This is a genomic window from Nocardia sp. NPDC049935 (assembly GCF_055586645.1).
In genome coordinates this window covers 1607312-1625238 of the sequence record NZ_JBVJHV010000001.1, presented here as the reverse complement: position 1 = coordinate 1625238, position 17927 = coordinate 1607312, and the positions used below count along the sequence as shown (strand labels likewise).

Below are 17927 nucleotides of genomic sequence, written 5' to 3'. Positions count from 1 at the left end.
GCCGGTTGCTCAGCGTCCGGTCCGGCCGTCGATCCGCTCGCGCAGCAGGTCGGCGTGGCCGTTGTGCCGGGCGTACTCCTCGATGAGGTGCAGGTAGACCCAGCGGAGGCTGTATTCGGTGCCGTTGGGGTGGCGGCAGCGGTGGTCGAGCGGCAATTCGGCCACCGCGGCGTCGGCCTGCCGGATCTCGCGCTCATAGGTCGCGAAATCAGCGGCGGGATCGGCGGATCCGGCGTCGTCGAAATCGCCGTCGGGATTGTCGAGGGAACAGAAGAGATATCCGAGCCGCTCACCGGCGGCCGCCATCCGCAACCACCCGCGTTCCACCTCGGCCAGATGCCGGACCAGACCGTGCAGCGATATCGGCGACGGCGGGGCGCTGCGCCGCGCGAGTTGTTCGGGGCCGAGGCCGGAACAGCGGTCGAGCAGAGTCCGCCGGTGATGGTCCAGCCAGGACTGCAGTATCGGTCGTTCCGGGCCCGTGGGTACGGTCTCGATGCGTTCGACATCCGGTGCGATCCAGCTCATTCCCCGAATGTAGCGTCGTTCGGCCGGTGGAGAACGGATGCGCTCAGAACCAGGCGTCGTGCATATCGAGGGTGGTGGTGTCGAGTTCGGCCAGCAGATCCAGCTGGGGGCCGGTGCGGGGCAGTTCGTGGCGGAAGAAATAGCGCGCGGCGTGGCGCTTCCCGTCGTAGAAATCGCCGGTGCGGCCGTGGGCGGCCACCACCTGCTCCAGCCAGATCCACGCCACCACATGGTGCCCGAACGCTTCCAGGTACACCGAACTGTTGGCCAGCGCGACCTCGATATCACCGGCCGCGAACAGACTTCCGGTGACGGCGACCAGGCGGGTCCAGGACTTCTCCAGCCGATACGCGAGGTCGGCGGTGTCGTCGCCGAGGCCCTCGGCGGCGGCGAGGGTGGCGCGGATCCGGCTGTCGAGTTCGCGCAGGCTCGCACCCGACTGCTGGGTCACCTTGCGGCCGAGCAAATCCAGGCCCTGGATACCGTGGGTGCCCTCGTGGATCGGGTTGAGGCGGTTGTCGCGGTAGTGCTGTTCGACGTTGTACTCGCGGGTGTAGCCGTAACCGCCCAGTACCTGGATGGCGAGGTCGTTGGCGGCCAGGCACCACTGCGAGGGCCAGCTCTTGGCGATCGGGGTGAGGATGTCCAGCAGCAGGGTCAGGGCGCGGCGCTGCTCGTCGGATTCGGCGGTTCGCTGTTCGTCGATGAGCCGCGCGCAGTAGAGCACGAGAGCCAGACCGCCCTCCGCATAGCTCTTCTGCGCCAGCAACATCCGCTTGACATCGGCGTGTTCGATGATGGGGCGCTGCGGCGCGGCGGGATCGGCGGCGCCCTTGGTGCGGCCCTGGGGCCGGGCGCGGGCGTAGTCCAGTGATTCCAGATAGCCGGTGTAGCCCAGTGCCGCGGCGACGAGCCCGACACCGGCGCGGGCCTCGTTCATCATATGGAACATGTATTTGAGGCCCTGGTGCGGTTCGCCCACGAGATAGCCGATCGCGCCGGCCGATCCCTCGGGGGTCCACCGGCCTTCGCCGAAGTTGAGCACGGTGTTGACGGTGCCGCGGAAACCCATCTTGTGGTTGAGCCCGGCCAGTGCGACATCGTTGCGCTCACCGAGCGTGCCGTCGGCGTTCACCAGGTAGCGCGGCACCACGAACAGTGAGATCCCCTTGGTGCCCGCCGGGCCGCCGGGGATCTTGGCCAGCACCAGGTGCACGATGTTCTCGCCCAGTTCGTGATCGCCGCCGGAGATCCACATCTTGGTGCCGAAGAGGCGGTAGGCGCCGTCCTCGCGGGGTTCGGCGCGGGTCACGATATCGGCCAGCGACGATCCGGCCTGGGGTTCGGACAGGCACATCGTCCCGAAGTAGCGGCCCTCCAGCATGGGCGGGACGAACCGCCGCACCAGCTCCTCGCCGGCATGCGCGACCAGCAGATTGGCATTGCCGATGGTGAGCAGCGGATAGGCGCTGGTGCCGGGGTTGGCGGCATGGAACCAGGCGAATCCGGCCTGGGCCACAGTGGCCGGCAGCTGGGAGCCGCCGAGTTCGGCGTCCATACTCGCCCCGATCATCCCGGCGTCGGCGAAGGCGGCGAGCGCCTCGCCGACCTCGGGGATGAGGGTGACCACCGAGCCGTCGAAGGACGGCTCGTGGGCGTCGTTGAGTTTGTTGTGGGTGGCGAAGTACCGGGTGGCCAGCTGCTCGCTGAGGTCGAGGACGGCGTCGAAGGTCTCCCGCGAATGCTCGCCGTAGCGCGGACGCCGGGTCAGCGCCTCGGCGTCCAGCCAGTCGTAGAGCAGGAACTCGAGGTCACGCCGGGACAGCAGTGTAGACCGCATAACCACCCTTTCGGTACATGGAGTCGAAACCGTATCAAATACCGAAACGTCCGCGAGGCGCGGTGGCGGAACTATTCCTCGGCTGCCAGCCGGCCCAGGATCGCGGCCGCCATCGCGGCCGGATCGCCGTCCTCCGGGCGCAACACCAGCGTAGGCGTCCGCGGCGCCTCGTAGGGGTCGTCGATACCGGTGAAACCACGGACCTCACCCGCCCGGGCCTTGGCGTACAGACCCTTGGGATCGCGGGCCTCACAGACCTCGAGCGGGGTGTCCACGAAGATCTCCAGGAAGGTGATCCCGGCGGCCTCGTGCGCGGCGCGCGCGCGTTCGCGATCCGCGCGATAGGGGCTGATCAGCGAGACGATGGCGACGGTCCCGGATTCGGCGAACAGCCGGGCCACCTCGCCCACCCGGCGGATGTTCTCGGTGCGGTCGGCCGCGGAGAAGCCGAGATCGGCGTTGAGGCCGTGCCGCAGATTGTCGCCGTCGAGCAGGAAGGCGGGCCGCCCGGCCGCCACCAGCCGGCGTTCGAGTTCCACGGCCACCGATGATTTTCCGGAACCGGAGAGTCCGGTCAGCCAGACGGTGAGCCCACGCGTGGCGCGCTCGGCCCGCTCCACCGCGCTGGAATGCCAGACCACCCGTGAGGACGGCAGGCTGGGACCGGTGATCATTCCGGCGCCGACGGTATCGCCGGTCGTATCGTCGACCAGCAGGAAGCTGCCGGTGGCGCGATTGCGGCGGTAGGAGTCGAACTGCAGGGCCTGCCGGGTGCGCAGTTGCACCCGGCCGATCTCGTTCAGCGCGAGTGCGGTCGCCTTGTCGTCGCGGTGCAGGGTGTTCACATCGAGGCGGTAGTCCAGGGACCGGATCTGCGCCGCGACGCTGCGGGTGGTGTGCCGGACGGTGTAGGACGCCCCGGGCCGCATCTCGGCCTCGTCGCTGAACCAGCACACCATCGCGTCCAGGTCGCGTCCGGTATGCGGGCGGTTGGCCGGGCGGCAGAGCATATCGCCGCGGCCGATATCGAGCTGATCGGCCAGCGTGACGGTCACCGCCTGCGGGGGGAACGCTTCGGTGAGCGGAACCCCGCCCGGGCCCCAGATACCGGTGACGGTGGAGGTGAGCCCCGAGGGCAGCACGGTGATCTCGTCCCCGGGCGACCACACACCGCTGGCGACGGTACCGGCGTAACCGCGGAAATCCGGTGTGTGGCTGCGGATCACGTACTGCACCGGCAGCCGGGCATCGATGAGATTGCGGTCGGAGGCGATATGCACCTCTTCGAGATGGTGCAGCAGCGGGGTGCCCTCGTACCAGTCCATGGTGGCGCTGCGATGCACGATATTGTCGCCGTTGAGCGCGGACATCGGGATGAAGGTGAGGTCCGCGATGTTCAGCCGCGACGCGAAACCCGCGAATTCCTCCCGGATCTCGGCGAACCGGTCGGCCGACCAGCCGACCAGGTCCATCTTGTTCACGCACAGCACGAGATGTGGCACGCCGAGCAGCGAGGCCAGGAAGGCGTGGCGGCGGGTCTGTTCCACCACACCGTGCCGGGCATCCACCAGGATGAGCGCCAGGTCGGCGGTGGAGGCCCCGGTGACCATATTGCGGGTGTACTGCACATGGCCCGGGGTGTCGGCGATGATGAATTTGCGGCGCGGGGTGGCGAAATACCGGTGCGCGACATCGATGGTGATGCCCTGTTCCCGTTCGGCGCGTAATCCGTCGGTGAGCAACGCCAGATTCGGATAGTCCTCGCCGCGGTCGCGGCTGGTGCGCTCCACGGCGTCGAGCTGATCGGTGAACAGGGTTTTGGAATCGAACAGCAACCGGCCGATGAGGGTGGATTTCCCGTCGTCGACGCTGCCCGCGGTGGCCAGGCGCAGCAGGGTGCCCATCAGAAGTAACCCTCTCGTTTGCGGTCTTCCATCCCGGCCTCGGAGATCCGGTCGTCGGCGCGGGTCGCGCCTCGTTCGGTGACCCGCGCGGTCGCGACCTCGGTCACGACATCGGCGGGGGTGGCGGCGGTGGATTCCACGCAGCCGGTGCAGGTGGCATCGCCCACGGTGCGGAACCGCACCAGGGCCTCGCGGGGTTCCTCGCCGTCGAGCAGGGTGAGGAACCGGGTATGTGCCAGCAGCATGCCGTCGCGCTGGACCACGGGGCGGCGGTGGGCGTAGTACAGCGCGGGCAGTTCGATACCTTCGGCGGCGATATAGGTCCAGATATCGAGCTCGGTCCAGTTGGACAGCGGGAAGACCCGGATATGTTCGCCCGGACGGTGTTTGCCGTTGTACAGGTTCCACAGTTCCGGGCGCTGGCGCCGCGGATCCCACTGGCCGTACTCGTCGCGGAAGCTGAAGACGCGTTCCTTGGCGCGTGCCTTCTCCTCGTCGCGCCGCGCGCCGCCGAACACCGCGTCGAAGCGGCCTTCGCGCAGGGCCCGCAACAGGGTGGCGGTCTGCAACCGGTTGCGGCTGGCGCGGGGGCCGGTGTCCTCGGTGACCCGTCCGGCGTCGATATCGTCCTGGACCCGGCCGACCAGCAGGCGTAATCCGTATTTCGTGACCGCCGCGTCGCGGTACTCGATCACCTCGTCGAAATTGTGCCCCGTATCGATGTGCAGGATCGGGAACGGCACCGGCGCCGGCCAGAAGGCCTTGGTGGCCAGATGCAACATCACCACCGAATCCTTGCCGCCGGAGAACAGCAGGACGGGGCGTTCGAATGTGGCGGCCACCTCCCGCAGGATATGGACCGATTCGGCCTCGAGTGCGGCCTGATGCGAGAGCTCGTAGGTGCTCGCCGCCGACTTCGTGTGCTGGCTCACGCTTAAAAACTAGAACACGTTCCGGTCAACGGTCAACGGTCGGTCGGTGTCGTTCCGGCTTCCGGCCGCCGGCGGCCGCGGTGACCGAATCCGCCGCGGCGACCAGGGCCGCGCCGCGGCGGGCGATCTCGGCGCCGGTGATCGAGGCGCCCACGTACATGGTGAGCACGAGCTGCTGGCGGCCGTCGGAGTCGTAGGTCGGGGCGGCGAGCAGGCTGACCGGATGCTCCTTGCGGGGTCGCAGGTCCGCGCCGAGATAGACCCGTTCGCCGAGGGTGGTGACCAGTTCGGCCACCGCCGTACGCAAGTGTTCGGGCAGTTCGTGCCCGCCGACCCCGGCCAGCATCGAGTAGAGCCGCCGGCCCGCGCCGGTCATGCTCTCCACCAGGTAGCCGTGTTCGCGGCATTCGGCGACCAGGCGCCGCAGCCGGGCCTCGTCCTGGCGCAGCGGGACCGTGGGCGTGGTACCCAGCCAGGCGTCGAAGGCCGCCTCGGTATCCCACAGCACGTACATCAGCCCCACCGGCGGCGCGAAGCGGTAGGTCGCCCCGACCCGCGCCATTCCCGGGCCCACGCTGTCCAGGACGCTGATCCGCTCGCCCACCACGGCCGATGCCGTGCAGGTGGTGGCGTACCGGGTGCTCAGGCGCTCCAGTTCGGGGTGGGCGAGCGTCGCGATCGCGAAACTGTCCTGGGCGACCCGTCCGGCCGCGATCAGCGCCGGGCCGGGGCCGTAGTCGCGGGTGCGGGGGTCACGGGTGAGGTAGCCCGCGGCGGTCAGTTCGGTGACGATCCCCAGGCAGGTGGGTTTGGCGATACCCAGGTCGCGGGCCATTTCGGAGAGTCCCGCGCGCCGGCCGCGACGGGCGGTGACGTAGTCGATCACCTGAACCACCCGCTGGGTGGGCGCCGAACGCCGGCCCACCTCCGAGGCGCCCGAAATCCCTGGCGTCATTGACCACTCCTAGAACAAGTTCTAATCTTCTCGGTATCGAAATGTACCAGAGCGGTACATATATGGAACACCGGGAGTGTCGTGCTGACCCAGCCGTTCGCGGACGCGATAGCCGCCGCCGAGGAAATCATCAAGGGTGCCCCCCATATCCGCACCGAGCAGGATCTCGCCGAGGGCTACGACTATCTGGCGGGCAGTATCCGCGCCGCCGTCCAGATGTCGTGGGCCTTCGAGAAGGATTTCCCGTTCTTCGTCACCTCCACCGGGCCGTACACGAAGATGGGCCTGGACAACCCGGACACCCTCTACTGGCACGCCAACCTGCGCCCCGACGCCGACTACGTCGTCACCGGCACCCGGGGCACCACCCGGGACCTGAGCTTCCAGGTGCTCAACGGCAACTATTCGCCCACCGAGGTACCGGGCGGCGAGACGGCCTTCGACGATCGCTCCATCGATATCGCCGCCGACGGCAGTTACGAGCTCACCCTCGGCCCCGGCGCGGGCGGGCGCAACCACATCCGGTTGGCGGCCGATTCCACGATGCTGGCCGTCCGCGAGGTGTTCGGCGACTGGGCGAACGAGAAGGCGGGCACCGTCCGGATCCGCAAGGTCGACACCGCCGGTACCGCCCCGCCCGCGATCACGAACGATCTGATGGCCAAGCGGTTCGAGATCGCCGGCAAGATGCTGGTCTCGCGGTTGAAGACCTTCCTGGCCTTCCCGGAGTGGTTCTACCTGAACCTCCCGGTCAACACCATGACCGAACCGCGGCGCACCCCCGGCGGGCTGTCCACCCAGTTCTCCTCGGTCGGCCACTACGAGCTCACCGACGACCAGGTGATGATCCTGACCGTGCCGAAATCCGACGCCCCCTACCAGGGCTTCCAGCTCGGCAGCATGTGGTACCTGTCGCTGGACTACATCAACCACCAGACCAGCCTCAACGCCGACCAGGCGAACGTCGATCCCGACGGCATGATCCGCCTGGTGATCAGCGAACGCGACCCCGGCCTGGTCAACTGGATCGAGCGCACCGGCCACGATCGCGCCTACCTGCAGTTCCGCTGGCAGCGGCTGTCCCGGGAGATGACACCCGAGGACGGCCCGGTGGTGGAACTGGTGTCCTTCGACGAACTGCCCGACCGGCTGCCCTACTACAAGGAATCGCGGATCACCCCCGAGGACTGGCAGGCCCGGATCGCCGGCCGCCAGGCCGCGGTGGCGGAAAGGATGCTGGGCTGATGGCGCAGGTGCTGGAGGGCAAGGTCGTCGTCGTCTCGGGTATCGGGCCCGGGCTCGGTCAGGCCATCGCGGTGCAGAGCGCGAAGGCGGGGGCCGATGTGGTGCTGGCGTCGCGGACCGAGAAGCGGCTGCGCAAGGTGGCCGCCGAGATCGAGGAACTGGGCCGGCGCGCCCTGGTGGTACCCACCGATATCACCGACGACGCGGCCGCCGCGAATCTGGTGACCGCCACCCAGGAGGAGTTCGGACGGGTCGACGCGCTGGTGAACAACGCCTTCGCCATGCCGCCGATGGTCGACCTCGCCGAGGTCGCCTTCGATGATCTGCGCATCAGCCTGGAAACCAACGTTTTCGCCGCACTGCGGCTGACCCGCCTGTTCGCCCCCGCGCTCGCCGAGAACACGGGGTCGGTGGTGATGATCAATTCCGCGGTGCTGCGGCATTCGCGGCAGCCCTACGGCCCGTACAAGATGACCAAGACCACGCTGCTGGCACTGGCGCAGAGCCTGGCGACCGAACTGGGTCCGCGCGGTATCCGGGTGAATTCGGTGGCCCCGGGCTGGATCTGGGCCGACACCCTGAAATGGTATTTCGACTATCTGGCCAACGAGCGCGGTGTCACCGCCGCCGACGTCTATACCGAGACCGCCGCCGATATCGATCTGCGCCGGCTGCCCGAACCCGACGAGATCGCCGATGCCGTCGTCTTCTTCGCCTCTGAGATGTCCCGAGCGATCACCGGAACCTGTCTCGACGTGAACTGCGGCGAATTCCACCACTGAGGAGTAACGAGAAATGATCGGCAGGGAAGACGTCGGCACGATCGACGATCTGCACGCCTCCGCCACCAAGGTGGTCGGCCTCGACGATTTCGGCGACGACGAGTATCGCGCCGGACTGTCGGTACTGCTGGAATCCTACGAACACGATGCCGAACTCACCCCGTTCGGTAACAAGGTCAACCGCGCGTTCCTGCGCGGTGCCCTCATCGCGCGCGCGTTGAGCGAAGCCGGTTGGAAGCAGTATCCGCAGCATGCCGAGGTACCGATCGAACGTCCGATCTTCGTCACCGGACTGCCCCGGTCGGGCACCACGGCCGTGCACCGCCTGCTCACCGCCGACCCCGGGCATCAGGGCCTGGAGATGTGGCTGACCGAGATGCCGCAGCCCCGCCCGCCCCGGGAGACCTGGGAACAGGACCCGGTCTTCCAGCGTCTGCAGGCCGGCTACGAACAGCATCACGTCGACCACCCGGAATTCATGGGTGTGCACCACATCTCGGCCGATCAGGTGGAGGAGTGCTGGCAGCTGCTGCGGCAGTCGGCCATGTCGATCTCCTACGAATGCCTGGGCTATCTGCCGCGGTACTCGGAATGGCTGCGGGACCAGGACTGGACCCCGGCCTACACCCGCCACCGCAAGAACCTGCAGCTGATCGGGCTCAACGATCCGGACCGGCGGTGGGTGCTCAAGAATCCGAGCCACCTGTTCGCGCTCGACGCGCTGCTGGAGGTGTACCCGGACGCCCTGGTGATCCAGATGCACCGCCTGCCCCGCACCATCGTCGCCTCGGTCTGCAGTCTCAACGAACAGGCCACCGCGGGTTGGTCGGAGAAGTTCCGCGGCCCGGTGGTCGGGTCGGCGCAGCTCGAACTGTGGTCGCGCGGAGCGAACACTTTTCTGCAGGACCGGAAGAAGCATCCGGCGGCGCAGTTCTGCGATGTCTACTACGAGGATTTCGTCACCGACCCGATCGGCACCGTGGACAAGATCTACACGCAGTTCGGGATCGAATTCACCGAGGCGGCCCGGACCCGGATGAGCTCGCTGCACGGTGAATCGACATCGGGCGCCGCGCGGCCCGCGCACAAGTACTCACTGGCCGATTTCGGGCTGGACCCCGGCGAGGTGGATACCGCGTTCGCGCCCTACCTCGACGCGCACTATCCGGGCCGCGCAGAGAGCTGACCGCGGCCCGGAGCCGGGGCTCAGGGCTGGCCGGGCTTCAAGACGATGAACAGCCCGTGGGCCTCGGCGCAGAGCCGCTCCCCGTCGTGCAGCGTGGCCTCGATCCACACCTTGCGGCCCTCCTGGCGTTCGGCCCAGGCGCGCAGGGTCAGTTCCCGGTTCAGCGGGGTGATCGAGCGGTAGTCGACGGTCAGCGACGCGGTCCGGGTGACCGACCCGGAATGCGCCGACCCGGCCAGGCCCATCAGATCGTCGAATCCCAGCGAGATATAGCCGCCGTGCGCGGCCGCGTTGCCGCCGAGGTGGAAGGTCCGGTAGGTGATCCGGGCCTCCACGCCGTCGCGGCCGACCTTGTCGACCCAGTACGGCGGCAGCGTCACATTGCCCCGCGAGGGCAGATCGAACCGGGTCCAGCCCGGCGCGTCCCATTCGTCGCCGACATAGGCGGTGAGCCGGTCGTTGAGCTTCTCGAGAATGCCGGTGGCCTCGAGGACGAACTCGTCCGGGGGAGTGGCCAGCCGGGCCCGGTCCATGAGCGTGCGGACCTGTTCGACGAACTCACCGTAGTGCGGGCCGCCCCGGCTGGTGTCGACCGAGCGCACCGCGTCCATCAGCTCCGACATCGGCCGGAATCCGCCCTCGTGGTGCTCGGCACTGGGGAGTGCGTTCCCGGCCTCGTTTTCGCTCATGAGAACACGTTATAGGTCGTGGTGCGCGCCGTTGCCCGCCGGGGCGCGGTATCCACCCGCCGACCGGCCGGGAGCGCGCCGTATCCGGCCGCGTAGGCTGCCCGGTTATCGGTGGTCCGGGAGTATCGTTTTCGACCGGCGGCCGGTACCCGTTCGTGCGACGATTCTCCGGACGGGGTGTATGGACGTGGGGCGGTCGGCTCGGGCCGCCGGGAGGACGGGAATGTCGACGACGCCACTGACCCAGCAGAATTTCCAGACGGTCGTGGCCACCAATCACATCGTGCTGGTGGATTTCTGGGCGACCTGGTGCGGGTGGTGCACCCGGTTCGCCCCCGTCTACGAGGCCTCGTCGGAGACCCACCGCGATATCGTGCACGCCACCGTGGAGGCCGAGGCCGAACCGGCCCTCGCCGCGGCCGGTCAGGTCGACCGCTACCCCTGGGTGATGGCCTTCCGCGAGGGCACGATGGTCTACTCGCAGGCCGGTTTCCTGCCCGCCGAGCAACTCGAGGAACTGGTGCAGCAGGTGCGGTGGATGGATATGGAGGCCTTCCGCCGCGAACACGGGCAGCCACAGCCCCAGCAGGCGGTGCGGGGGCCGGAGGTCCCGGAGATCGGGCGGGCCGGCATCGCACCCGGACCCCAGCCCTACGGCTGGCCCGGACTGCCCGCGGCGTGAAGGGCGTACTCGAACCGGGCGGGGTCTTCGCCGGATATCGCATCGAACGGTTGCTGGGGGCCGGGGGCATGGGGGAGGTGTACCTCGCCCGCGACCGGGATCTCCCACGACCGGTGGCACTCAAACTGCTGACCCCGGTCGGCGGGGACGATCGCGATACCCGGGCCCGCTTCCTGCACGAGGCCGATACCGCCGCCCGCCTGTCGCATCCGAATATCGTCGCCGTCTACGCCCGGGGCGAGGAGCGGGGCCGGCTCTGGATGGCCATCCAGTACATCGAGGGCACCGATGTCGCGGCCGTGCTGCGGCACGGTCCGGTACGCCCCGACCACGCGGTGCGGATCCTCGAGGAGACGGCCCGGGCCCTCGACCACGCCCACGCGGCCGGGGTGCTGCACCGCGACGTCAAACCCGCGAACATCCTGCTGGCCTGGGGCAGCCAGCAGCAGGTGTTCCTCTCCGATTTCGGGATCGCGAAGGCCCTCGACCGCAACGACGGACTCACCCGCACCGGTGAGCTGTACGCGAGCTTCCACTACGCGGCGCCGGAACAGTTCGAAATGCGCGCCGATATCGATCGTCGCGCCGATGTGTACTCGCTGGGCTGCACCCTCTACTACATGCTGACCGGCCGGCTGCCGTATCCGGCCGCGACGACGGGCGCCCTGATCAACGCCCATCTCAACGCGCCGGTGCCGCGCCCCTCCGATATCGATCCCGGTGTCCCGTCCGGCTTCGACGCGGTGATCGCCCGCGCCATGGCCAAGAACCGCGACGATCGGTTCGCCGAGTGCGGCGAACTCGCCCGGGCGGCGCGGCGCGCCCTGACCGAACCCGCCGTGACCGTGCCGGCGATTCCGGCGGCGCCGGTGCCGCGCCCGGAACCCGGCCCGCGGCGTACCCGCCGGTGGTGGCCGGCCGGGGTGGCCGGGGCGCTGGCGCTCGTCGTCTTCGGAGTCACCGTATGGCTCACCGGGGTCTTCCGATTCGGTGGAGCCGACGCCGGTGACACCCCCGGCCCGCCGGCCGACGCGAAGACCGCGGCCGAACAGGCCGCCTGCGAATACACCGCACTGGTCGCCACCTACGACTACGACGATCCGGCGGGCTGGGAACAGCAGGTGCAGGCGGGCGCGACGGGGCAGTGGAAGACCCAGGCGGATACGGTGCTGCCGATGGCCCGGATGCTGATCTCCTCGGATCCGGAACGCTCCCGGGCCGGTGACGCCACCTGCGTGGCCACGATGGGTGACAACGACACCCGGGCCGACGTCCAGGTGCAGATCACCACCCTCAACGCCGAACCCGGTGCGGAGGAGACGCCGCGCGAGCTCTCGGTGTCCACCGTGATGGAACTGGTGGACGGCCGCTGGCTGTGCAGTGTCTTCAACGCCCCGTTCCTGCCGGGCTGAATATGCCGGTGAGGGTTTGCGCAAGGCCGGAACGGGGCACCGTGGTAGAGGTCCGGTTCGCTGCGCATATGCTGGCCGGGCTGCACGATGGAGGTAAGTCTTGACGGTCGAGGTGCTGGCCGACCCGGATCCGGGCGGGTCGTGGCAGGGCGCGGGGCAGCAGGCCCGTCCGGCGCCGCCGGTGGCGATGATCGAGCGGATGACGCTGATCCTGGACGCGTTCGCGCCCGCGACACCCGTACTCACGCTGCACGATCTGGTGGAGCGCACCGGGCTCCCGCGATCGACGGTGCACCGGATCCTGGACCAGATGATCCGATTGCGCTGGCTCGCGCATTCACCGGGTGGGTACCGGCTGGGCCTGCGCACGCTGGAACTCGGCGGGCTCGCCGCCGGGCACAACGAACTGCGCACCGTGATCGGCCCGCTGCTGCACGAGCTGTGCCAGCGCATCGGGTCGGTCGGACATCTGGGCGTGCTCGACGGCCGCGATATCGTCTACCTCGACAAAACCGGCGGCCGGCAGAGCGCGACGGTACCGACGCGCATCGGCGGCCGGTTACCGGCGCACAGCACCGCCCTCGGTAAGGCACTGCTGGCCGGTCTCGATCCGGGGGTCGTGGAAACCTCGCTGCGCGAACAACTTCCGCGGCTCACCCCGCGCACCATCGGCGACCGCCTGGAACTGCACCGCGAACTGGCGCGGATCCGCAGCCGCCAGGGCGTCGCGGTGGACAACGAGGAAGCGGTCACCGGGATCGGTTGTGTCGCGGTGGCGGTCCGGCGGCGCGGTATCGCGGTCGCGGCGCTCTCGCTGTCCACGCGGATCGGCGCCGGACGCCCCGGAATCGATACCGCGCGCCAAGCGCGGCAGCTCGCCGCGCTGGCCGCCGAGGCCGGGCGGCTGCTCTCGCGGGACTGACCCGCGGCGGTCCCGGTGGGACCGCCGCGGGTCAGGCCTTGCCGAGCGCGGCCGCGAGCGCGCGTCCCGCGGCCCGGCCCGAGAAGATACAGCCGCCCAGGAAGGTCCCCTCCAGCGCGTTGTAGCCGTGTACCCCGCCGCCCCCGAATCCGGCGACCTCACCGGCGGCGTACAGCCCCGGCAGCGCGGTTCCGTCCGCCCGCATCACCTGCGAATCCAGGTTGGTCTGCAATCCGCCCAGGGTCTTGCGGGTCAGCACGTTCAGCCGCACCGCGATGAGAGGCCCGGCGGCGGGATCCAGGATGCGGTGCGGTTTCGCCACCCGGGCGGTTTTGTCGCCGAAGAAGGTGCGGGCGTTGTGGATCGCGGTGACCTGCGCGTCCTTGCTGAACTTGTTGGTGATCTCGCGGTCGCGGGCCACGATCTGCCGTTCCATATCGGCGTGGTCCAGCATCGGGCCGCGACTCAGTTCGTTCATCCCGTCGACGAGTTCACGCAGGGTGTCGGCGACCACGAAATCGACGCCGTGCTCCTTGAAGGCCTCCACCGGCGCGGGCGCGCCCTTGGTGAAGCGGCTGCGGACCGTGGCGAGCTTGTCCTTGCTGGTGATGTCGGGGTTCTGCTCGGACCCCGACAGCGCGAACTCCTTTTCGATGATCGACTGGGTCAGCACGAACCACGAGTAGTCGTGCCCGGTCGCCAGAATGGCCTTCATCGTGGAATTGGTGTCGAATCCGGGGAAGCACGGCGCCGGCAGCCGGGTGCCGTTCGCGTCGAACCACAGCGACGACGGTCCGGGGATGATCCGGATCGCGTGATCGGGCCAGATCGGGTCCCAGTTGTTGATGCCCTCGGTGTAGTGCCACATCCGATCCCGGTTCACCAGCGCCGCACCGGCCTCTTCGGAGATACCGAGCATCCGGCCGTCCACATGCGCGGGGACGCCCGAGATCATGGTGCGGGGCGCCGGCCCGAGCCGGTCGACCGGCCAGTTCCGGCGGATCATCTCGTGGTTGTGGCCGATCCCCCCGGAGGTCACCACCACCGCCTCCGCGCGGAGGTCGAACTCGCCGGTCACGGTGCGCGAGGACGCGACGCCACGGGCCAGTTCGGTCGGTTCCAGGATGCTGCCGCGCACCCCGGTGACGGTGCCGTCGTCGAGTACCAGTTCGTCCACGCGGTGCCGGAACGCGAATCGCACCAGGCCGTCGCGCTCGGCCTCCAGCACCGGGTTCAGGAAGGCCTCGAGCACTCCCGGGCCGGTTCCCCAGGAGATATGGAAGCGCGGTACCGAATTACCGTGCCCGTCGGCGAGTCCGCCGCCGCGTTCGGCCCAGCCGACCAGCGGGGTCACCCGCAGACCGAGGTCGTAGAGGTAGTCCCGTTTCTCCGTGGCCGCGAACCGGACGTACGCCTCGGCCCACTGCCGGGCCCAGTGGTCCTCGTCGTCACGGTCGAACCCGGCCGAGCCCAGCCAGTCCTGCAGTGCCAGTTCGTAGGAATCGTGGATGCCCAGGCGCCGCTGTTCCGGACTGTTCACGAAGAACAGGCCGCCCAGCGACCAGAACGCCTGCCCGCCGAGGTTGTTGCGGTTCTCCTGGTCGAGGACGAGTACCCGGTGTCCGGCCCTGGTCAGCTCGTAGGTGGCGACGAGGCCCGCCAGACCGGCGCCGACGACGATCACCGGGAAGTCCCCGGCGGATTCCTGCCCGGCAGGAGAGGTTTCGGACACGGTTCACCCTTCGTTTCGCGGTGGCTACCGGCGGGAATGTATCAGACTGGACGAACGCCCAATACGGATTCAGCTATGGCGACGGGTCGGGAATTCGGCACCCAGCTCGGTGAACAGCGCGCGGTTGAGGACGAAGGCGCGCTTTCCCTCGTCCAGGATGCGGCGCTGCTCGAGTTCGTCGACGTCGATCCGATCGAGCAGGGCGCGATACTCCCGTTTGAACGCCGCGGGATTGCCGATCCGCTCGAAAACATAGAACCGGACGCCGTCACCGCGGTGCGGCAGATCCCAGAGTTTCTCGGCACTACCGCGAATGACCTGCCCGCCGGAGAGGTCACCGAGATAGCGGGTGTAGTGGTGGGCGACGAAGCCGCCGGGCCACTCCCGGGCGCATTCGTCGATGCGGGCCGCGTAGGCGGCGGTCGCGGGCAGCGGAGTCAGATCGTCGCGCCAGCCCGGGCCGGCGAGAGCGGTCAGATCGCGTTCCAATTCGGCGGTGCGGGCCAATTCCGGTTTGATGAACGGCCCCGCCACCGGATCGGCGGCGAGGGCCTCGCTATGGGCCTCGAGGGCCCGGTAGATGAACCAGAGCTGTCCGGTGTAGCACCGGAAGGATTCGATCCCGAGCGAACCGTCGAGCATTTCGCCGATGAACGTCGAGTTCTCGGCCTCTTCGTGTTCGCGGGCGGTGGCCTCCCGCATCCGGGTGGAGAACGGGGCCGCGGCCGGATCGAGGGTCTCTGTGGTATCCGGCATCGAACGAACCTTCCTACGAACGGTGCGGGTCACGCCCGTGACCGCATTCGGGACCCGGTGGTCGCACGACACCGGCGGTCGCCAATCCGACCATACCGGCAGGGACCCCGTCGATGGGGTCCCTGCCGCGGTGTCACTCTGCGTCGGGACGCGGTGTCACTGTGCGTCGGGACGCGGTGTCACTGTGCGTCGGGACGCGGTGCCGCGGGCAGCGGCTCGGTGGGGGCCAGGCGCGACTCGACGGCGCCCACCCCCACCGGCTCGGGGGTGAGCGCGAGCGGCATCGCCTGGGTGGGCGCGATGTCCTCGCCGATCCCGATCGGCTCCACCGGATGCGGTGGCAGCACCGGGATCACCGGTATCTCCGTGGGCGTCGCCACCGGTGCCGCGTCGAGCTGCGCCGGCGGTTCCGCCGACACCACCGCGCTGAGCGGTGCCGGGTCCAGCTCGCGGGTCCAGACACCGCGATCGAACGCGGGCACCGGCGCGGTACCCCGCGCCACCGGACGGGACACCTGTGGCAGCTGCCCGGCGGCCGGGAAACCTACCGGCAGATCCAGCGGGGCCTCGCTCGCCGCCACCCGGGTGAGCGCGGGCACCGGGGCGTGGCGCGGCAGCGCGATCGGGCGGCGCTTGCCCAGATTCACTCGTTTGCCCAGGTTCACCGTGGGCAGGCGTTTGCGCTGGACCACCGGACGGCGCAGCGCGCCGAACTTGCGCAGGATCGGGGGGCGGCGCACCGTCCGGTCGAACCATTCACCGAGGGTGACACCTCCGGCCAGCGCGCAGCCGATACCGAAGGCCGCCAGCAGCTGATCCGCGCCGCGGGTCAGATCGTCGTTGAGCATGCCGTAGAGACCGCGGTAGACGCTGAGGCCGGGGAGCAGCGGGGTGATACCGGCCAGCGCCACGACCAGCGGCGGGGTCATCGTGCGCCGGGCGAACAAACCGCCGACCGAACCGATCACCACAGCGGCCGCGCCGGCGGCGATCACCGGGCCGAAACCGGCCTGCATGACCATCAGATAGCAGATGGCGCCCATCGCGCCGCTCGCGGCGGCGGCGGCCAGCGCGCGCTTCTCCGCGTAGCAGGCCAGGCAGAAGGCCATGGCCGCCACCGCGCCGGCCAGCACCTGCACCGGCAGGTTGGACAGCGCGTGCCCGGGACCGAGATCCAGCGGGACGGTCGCGTCGAACATCTCGCCCACCCGCAGGGTCAGGGCGATACCGGCGATGATCCCGCCGGTCATCATGAGCAGTTCGAGCATGCGGGCGGCCGCGGTGATCGGCGCGCCGGTGATGGCGTCCTGTACCGAACCCACCAGGCTCAGCCCGCTGAGCAGCACCGTGATACCCGCCGCGATGATCAGCGTCGGACTGACCGAGATACCCAGCGGTTCGGAGACCACCGCCAGGACGACCGCCGGTATCGCCGCGATCGCGCCACCCACCAGATGCTGGAAGAAGAACGGCAGACCGTGGCGGTTGAGGGCGCGGTTGGTCCGGTCGATCACCGCCGTGGTGATGAAACTGAGTGCCGTCACGAGGATTCCGCCACCGAGCAGCAGGGCGATGGCCGCGGCCATCAGCGACCAGGCGAAGGTGGCGGTCCAGCGGTTGTAGGGGTGCGGAGCGGTGGTGATCGCGTCCAGCGCGGTCCGCGCCTCCTGTGGCGGCACCACCTCGAGCCGGATCCGGCGGGTGAGCCGGTCCACCGCCGCCAGCCGCGTGAAGTCCAGCGAGCGGTACTGGACCACTCGCATCGAACTCGCCGGTGGCAGCCGCGGACCGCGATGCACGTAGATACGAATCGAGTTGTAGGTGACCTCGACATCGCACGCGGACAACCCGTAGGTGGCGGCGATGAACCGCACCGTCGTCTGGGTGTCGGTGACGGCCGAGCCCGATGCCAGGACCACTTCGCCCATGCGCACCGCCAGGTCGAGCACCTCGGCCACCGCGGCGTCGTCGGACAGATCGATGGGCTGCAGCGGCGTCGGTGCGGAGACGATCGTGTCGGCGGTAGCGGGGCGGTCGGCCACCAGTTTGCTGATGGCGCCGGTGATGACGGGGAGGCGGAGCGGGGTACGCCGGCGTTCGGCGTAACTCGACGAGTCCGCGGAGATCGGGGGTGTGGAGGTCACTCCTTCCAAGGTTCCTTGCGCAGCCATAGCCGCGAAGGTAGTGGCCGTGAGGCCCTCTTGCCCACCGGAAACCGGGTGTTGGAATTGTGATGTTTGTTACGTACGTGTTTATTTGACATTTCGAATGGAGAAAGCGGCCCGATCGGTGTGCTGACCTGGGCCGTCATCGGAGGCGTCGGATCCGCCGCGGTGTGTGTTACACCTCGCGTGTTCATGGA

General features: G+C 69.0%; 15 protein-coding genes. 6 read left to right on the top strand and 9 right to left on the bottom strand.

Features of this window, described 5'->3' with window-relative positions:
- Window positions 1-9: 9 nt before the first annotated feature.
- From ACZ6SF_RS07420 to ACZ6SF_RS07400, 5 genes are all read right to left on the bottom strand, one after another.
- Window positions 10-528, bottom strand: a complete 519-nt coding sequence (locus tag ACZ6SF_RS07420) for a DinB family protein (protein ID WP_466061112.1) — start codon at window positions 526-528, stop codon at window positions 10-12.
- A gap of 43 nt (window positions 529-571) precedes the next feature.
- Window positions 572-2368, bottom strand: a complete 1797-nt coding sequence (locus ACZ6SF_RS07415) for an acyl-CoA dehydrogenase (protein ID WP_466061111.1) — start codon at window positions 2366-2368, stop codon at window positions 572-574.
- Window positions 2369-2439: 71 nt separating this feature from the next.
- Window positions 2440-4272, bottom strand: a complete 1833-nt coding sequence (gene cysC / locus ACZ6SF_RS07410) for an adenylyl-sulfate kinase (RefSeq protein ID WP_466061110.1) — start codon at window positions 4270-4272, stop codon at window positions 2440-2442.
- The gene (gene cysD, locus ACZ6SF_RS07405; RefSeq protein WP_466061109.1) at window positions 4272-5204 is read right to left on the bottom strand and encodes a sulfate adenylyltransferase subunit CysD; all 933 of its coding nucleotides are present in this window, start codon (window positions 5202-5204) and stop codon (window positions 4272-4274) included. Before cysD ends, cysC begins: the two co-directional genes overlap by 1 nt.
- A 25-nt stretch (window positions 5205-5229) precedes the next feature.
- Window positions 5230-6159, bottom strand: coding sequence for a helix-turn-helix domain-containing protein (locus ACZ6SF_RS07400; protein ID WP_466061108.1), 930 nt, complete (start codon window positions 6157-6159; stop codon window positions 5230-5232).
- Between the two features lie 81 nt (window positions 6160-6240).
- On the opposite strand from ACZ6SF_RS07400, the gene ACZ6SF_RS07395 reads away from it, so the two are divergent.
- Genes ACZ6SF_RS07395 through ACZ6SF_RS07385 form a run of 3 tightly spaced genes read left to right on the top strand, consistent with a single transcriptional unit; the run spans window position 6241 to window position 9372 of the window.
- Window positions 6241-7404: a hypothetical protein gene (locus ACZ6SF_RS07395; RefSeq protein ID WP_466061107.1), complete on the top strand. Its 1164-nt coding sequence runs from the start codon at window positions 6241-6243 to the stop codon at window positions 7402-7404.
- Window positions 7404-8186, top strand: a complete 783-nt coding sequence (locus ACZ6SF_RS07390; RefSeq protein ID WP_466061106.1) for an SDR family oxidoreductase — start codon at window positions 7404-7406, stop codon at window positions 8184-8186. Before ACZ6SF_RS07395 ends, ACZ6SF_RS07390 begins: the two co-directional genes overlap by 1 nt.
- A 13-nt stretch (window positions 8187-8199) precedes the next feature.
- Window positions 8200-9372 (top strand): sulfotransferase family protein, encoded by a 1173-nt coding sequence (locus ACZ6SF_RS07385; protein WP_466061105.1) that lies wholly within the window; start codon window positions 8200-8202, stop codon window positions 9370-9372.
- Between the two features lie 20 nt (window positions 9373-9392).
- Here ACZ6SF_RS07385 and ACZ6SF_RS07380 read toward each other — a convergent pair whose 3' ends face one another.
- Window positions 9393-10061 (bottom strand): PaaI family thioesterase, encoded by a 669-nt coding sequence (locus tag ACZ6SF_RS07380; RefSeq protein ID WP_466061104.1) that lies wholly within the window; start codon window positions 10059-10061, stop codon window positions 9393-9395.
- Between the two features lie 223 nt (window positions 10062-10284).
- Between ACZ6SF_RS07380 and ACZ6SF_RS07375 the strand changes: the two genes are divergently transcribed.
- From ACZ6SF_RS07375 to ACZ6SF_RS07365, 3 genes are all read left to right on the top strand, one after another.
- Window positions 10285-10743, top strand: a complete 459-nt coding sequence (locus tag ACZ6SF_RS07375; RefSeq protein WP_466061103.1) for a thioredoxin family protein — start codon at window positions 10285-10287, stop codon at window positions 10741-10743.
- Window positions 10740-12155: a serine/threonine-protein kinase gene (locus ACZ6SF_RS07370; protein WP_466061102.1), complete on the top strand. Its 1416-nt coding sequence runs from the start codon at window positions 10740-10742 to the stop codon at window positions 12153-12155. The genes ACZ6SF_RS07375 and ACZ6SF_RS07370 overlap by 4 nt, the downstream gene beginning before the upstream one ends.
- Before the next feature lie 100 nt (window positions 12156-12255).
- On the top strand, window positions 12256-13077 hold the full coding sequence (locus ACZ6SF_RS07365) for an IclR family transcriptional regulator (protein ID WP_466061101.1): 822 nt from the start codon (window positions 12256-12258) through the stop codon (window positions 13075-13077).
- Window positions 13078-13108: 31 nt separating this feature from the next.
- Here ACZ6SF_RS07365 and ACZ6SF_RS07360 read toward each other — a convergent pair whose 3' ends face one another.
- The 3 genes from ACZ6SF_RS07360 to ACZ6SF_RS07350 all read right to left on the bottom strand — a co-directional run bounded on the left by ACZ6SF_RS07360 (window position 13109) and on the right by ACZ6SF_RS07350 (window position 17736).
- Complete coding sequence (locus ACZ6SF_RS07360) at window positions 13109-14809, bottom strand: FAD-binding dehydrogenase (protein ID WP_466061100.1); 1701 nt, start codon at window positions 14807-14809, stop codon at window positions 13109-13111.
- Between the two features lie 69 nt (window positions 14810-14878).
- On the bottom strand, window positions 14879-15565 hold the full coding sequence (locus ACZ6SF_RS07355) for a biliverdin-producing heme oxygenase (protein WP_466061099.1): 687 nt from the start codon (window positions 15563-15565) through the stop codon (window positions 14879-14881).
- Between the two features lie 179 nt (window positions 15566-15744).
- On the bottom strand, window positions 15745-17736 hold the full coding sequence (locus tag ACZ6SF_RS07350) for a threonine/serine exporter family protein (RefSeq protein WP_466061098.1): 1992 nt from the start codon (window positions 17734-17736) through the stop codon (window positions 15745-15747).
- Window positions 17737-17927 lie beyond the last annotated feature (191 nt).

Excerpts from the sequence above, each read along its gene's own strand:
- ACZ6SF_RS07375 (WP_466061103.1), top strand. The coding sequence starts at position 10,285 with ATGTCGACGACGCCACTGACCCAGCAGAATTTCCAGACGGTCGTGGCC.
- ACZ6SF_RS07350 (WP_466061098.1), bottom strand. The coding sequence starts at position 17,736 with ATGGCTGCGCAAGGAACCTTGGAAGGAGTGACCTCCACACCCCCGATC.
- ACZ6SF_RS07415 (WP_466061111.1), bottom strand. The coding sequence starts at position 2,368 with ATGCGGTCTACACTGCTGTCCCGGCGTGACCTCGAGTTCCTGCTCTAC.
- ACZ6SF_RS07355 (WP_466061099.1), bottom strand. The coding sequence starts at position 15,565 with ATGCCGGATACCACAGAGACCCTCGATCCGGCCGCGGCCCCGTTCTCC.
- ACZ6SF_RS07380 (WP_466061104.1), bottom strand. The coding sequence starts at position 10,061 with ATGAGCGAAAACGAGGCCGGGAACGCACTCCCCAGTGCCGAGCACCAC.
- ACZ6SF_RS07420 (WP_466061112.1), bottom strand. The coding sequence starts at position 528 with ATGAGCTGGATCGCACCGGATGTCGAACGCATCGAGACCGTACCCACG.
- ACZ6SF_RS07400 (WP_466061108.1), bottom strand. The coding sequence starts at position 6,159 with ATGACGCCAGGGATTTCGGGCGCCTCGGAGGTGGGCCGGCGTTCGGCG.
- ACZ6SF_RS07390 (WP_466061106.1), top strand. The coding sequence starts at position 7,404 with ATGGCGCAGGTGCTGGAGGGCAAGGTCGTCGTCGTCTCGGGTATCGGG.
- cysC (WP_466061110.1), bottom strand. The coding sequence starts at position 4,272 with ATGGGCACCCTGCTGCGCCTGGCCACCGCGGGCAGCGTCGACGACGGG.
- ACZ6SF_RS07385 (WP_466061105.1), top strand. The coding sequence starts at position 8,200 with ATGATCGGCAGGGAAGACGTCGGCACGATCGACGATCTGCACGCCTCC.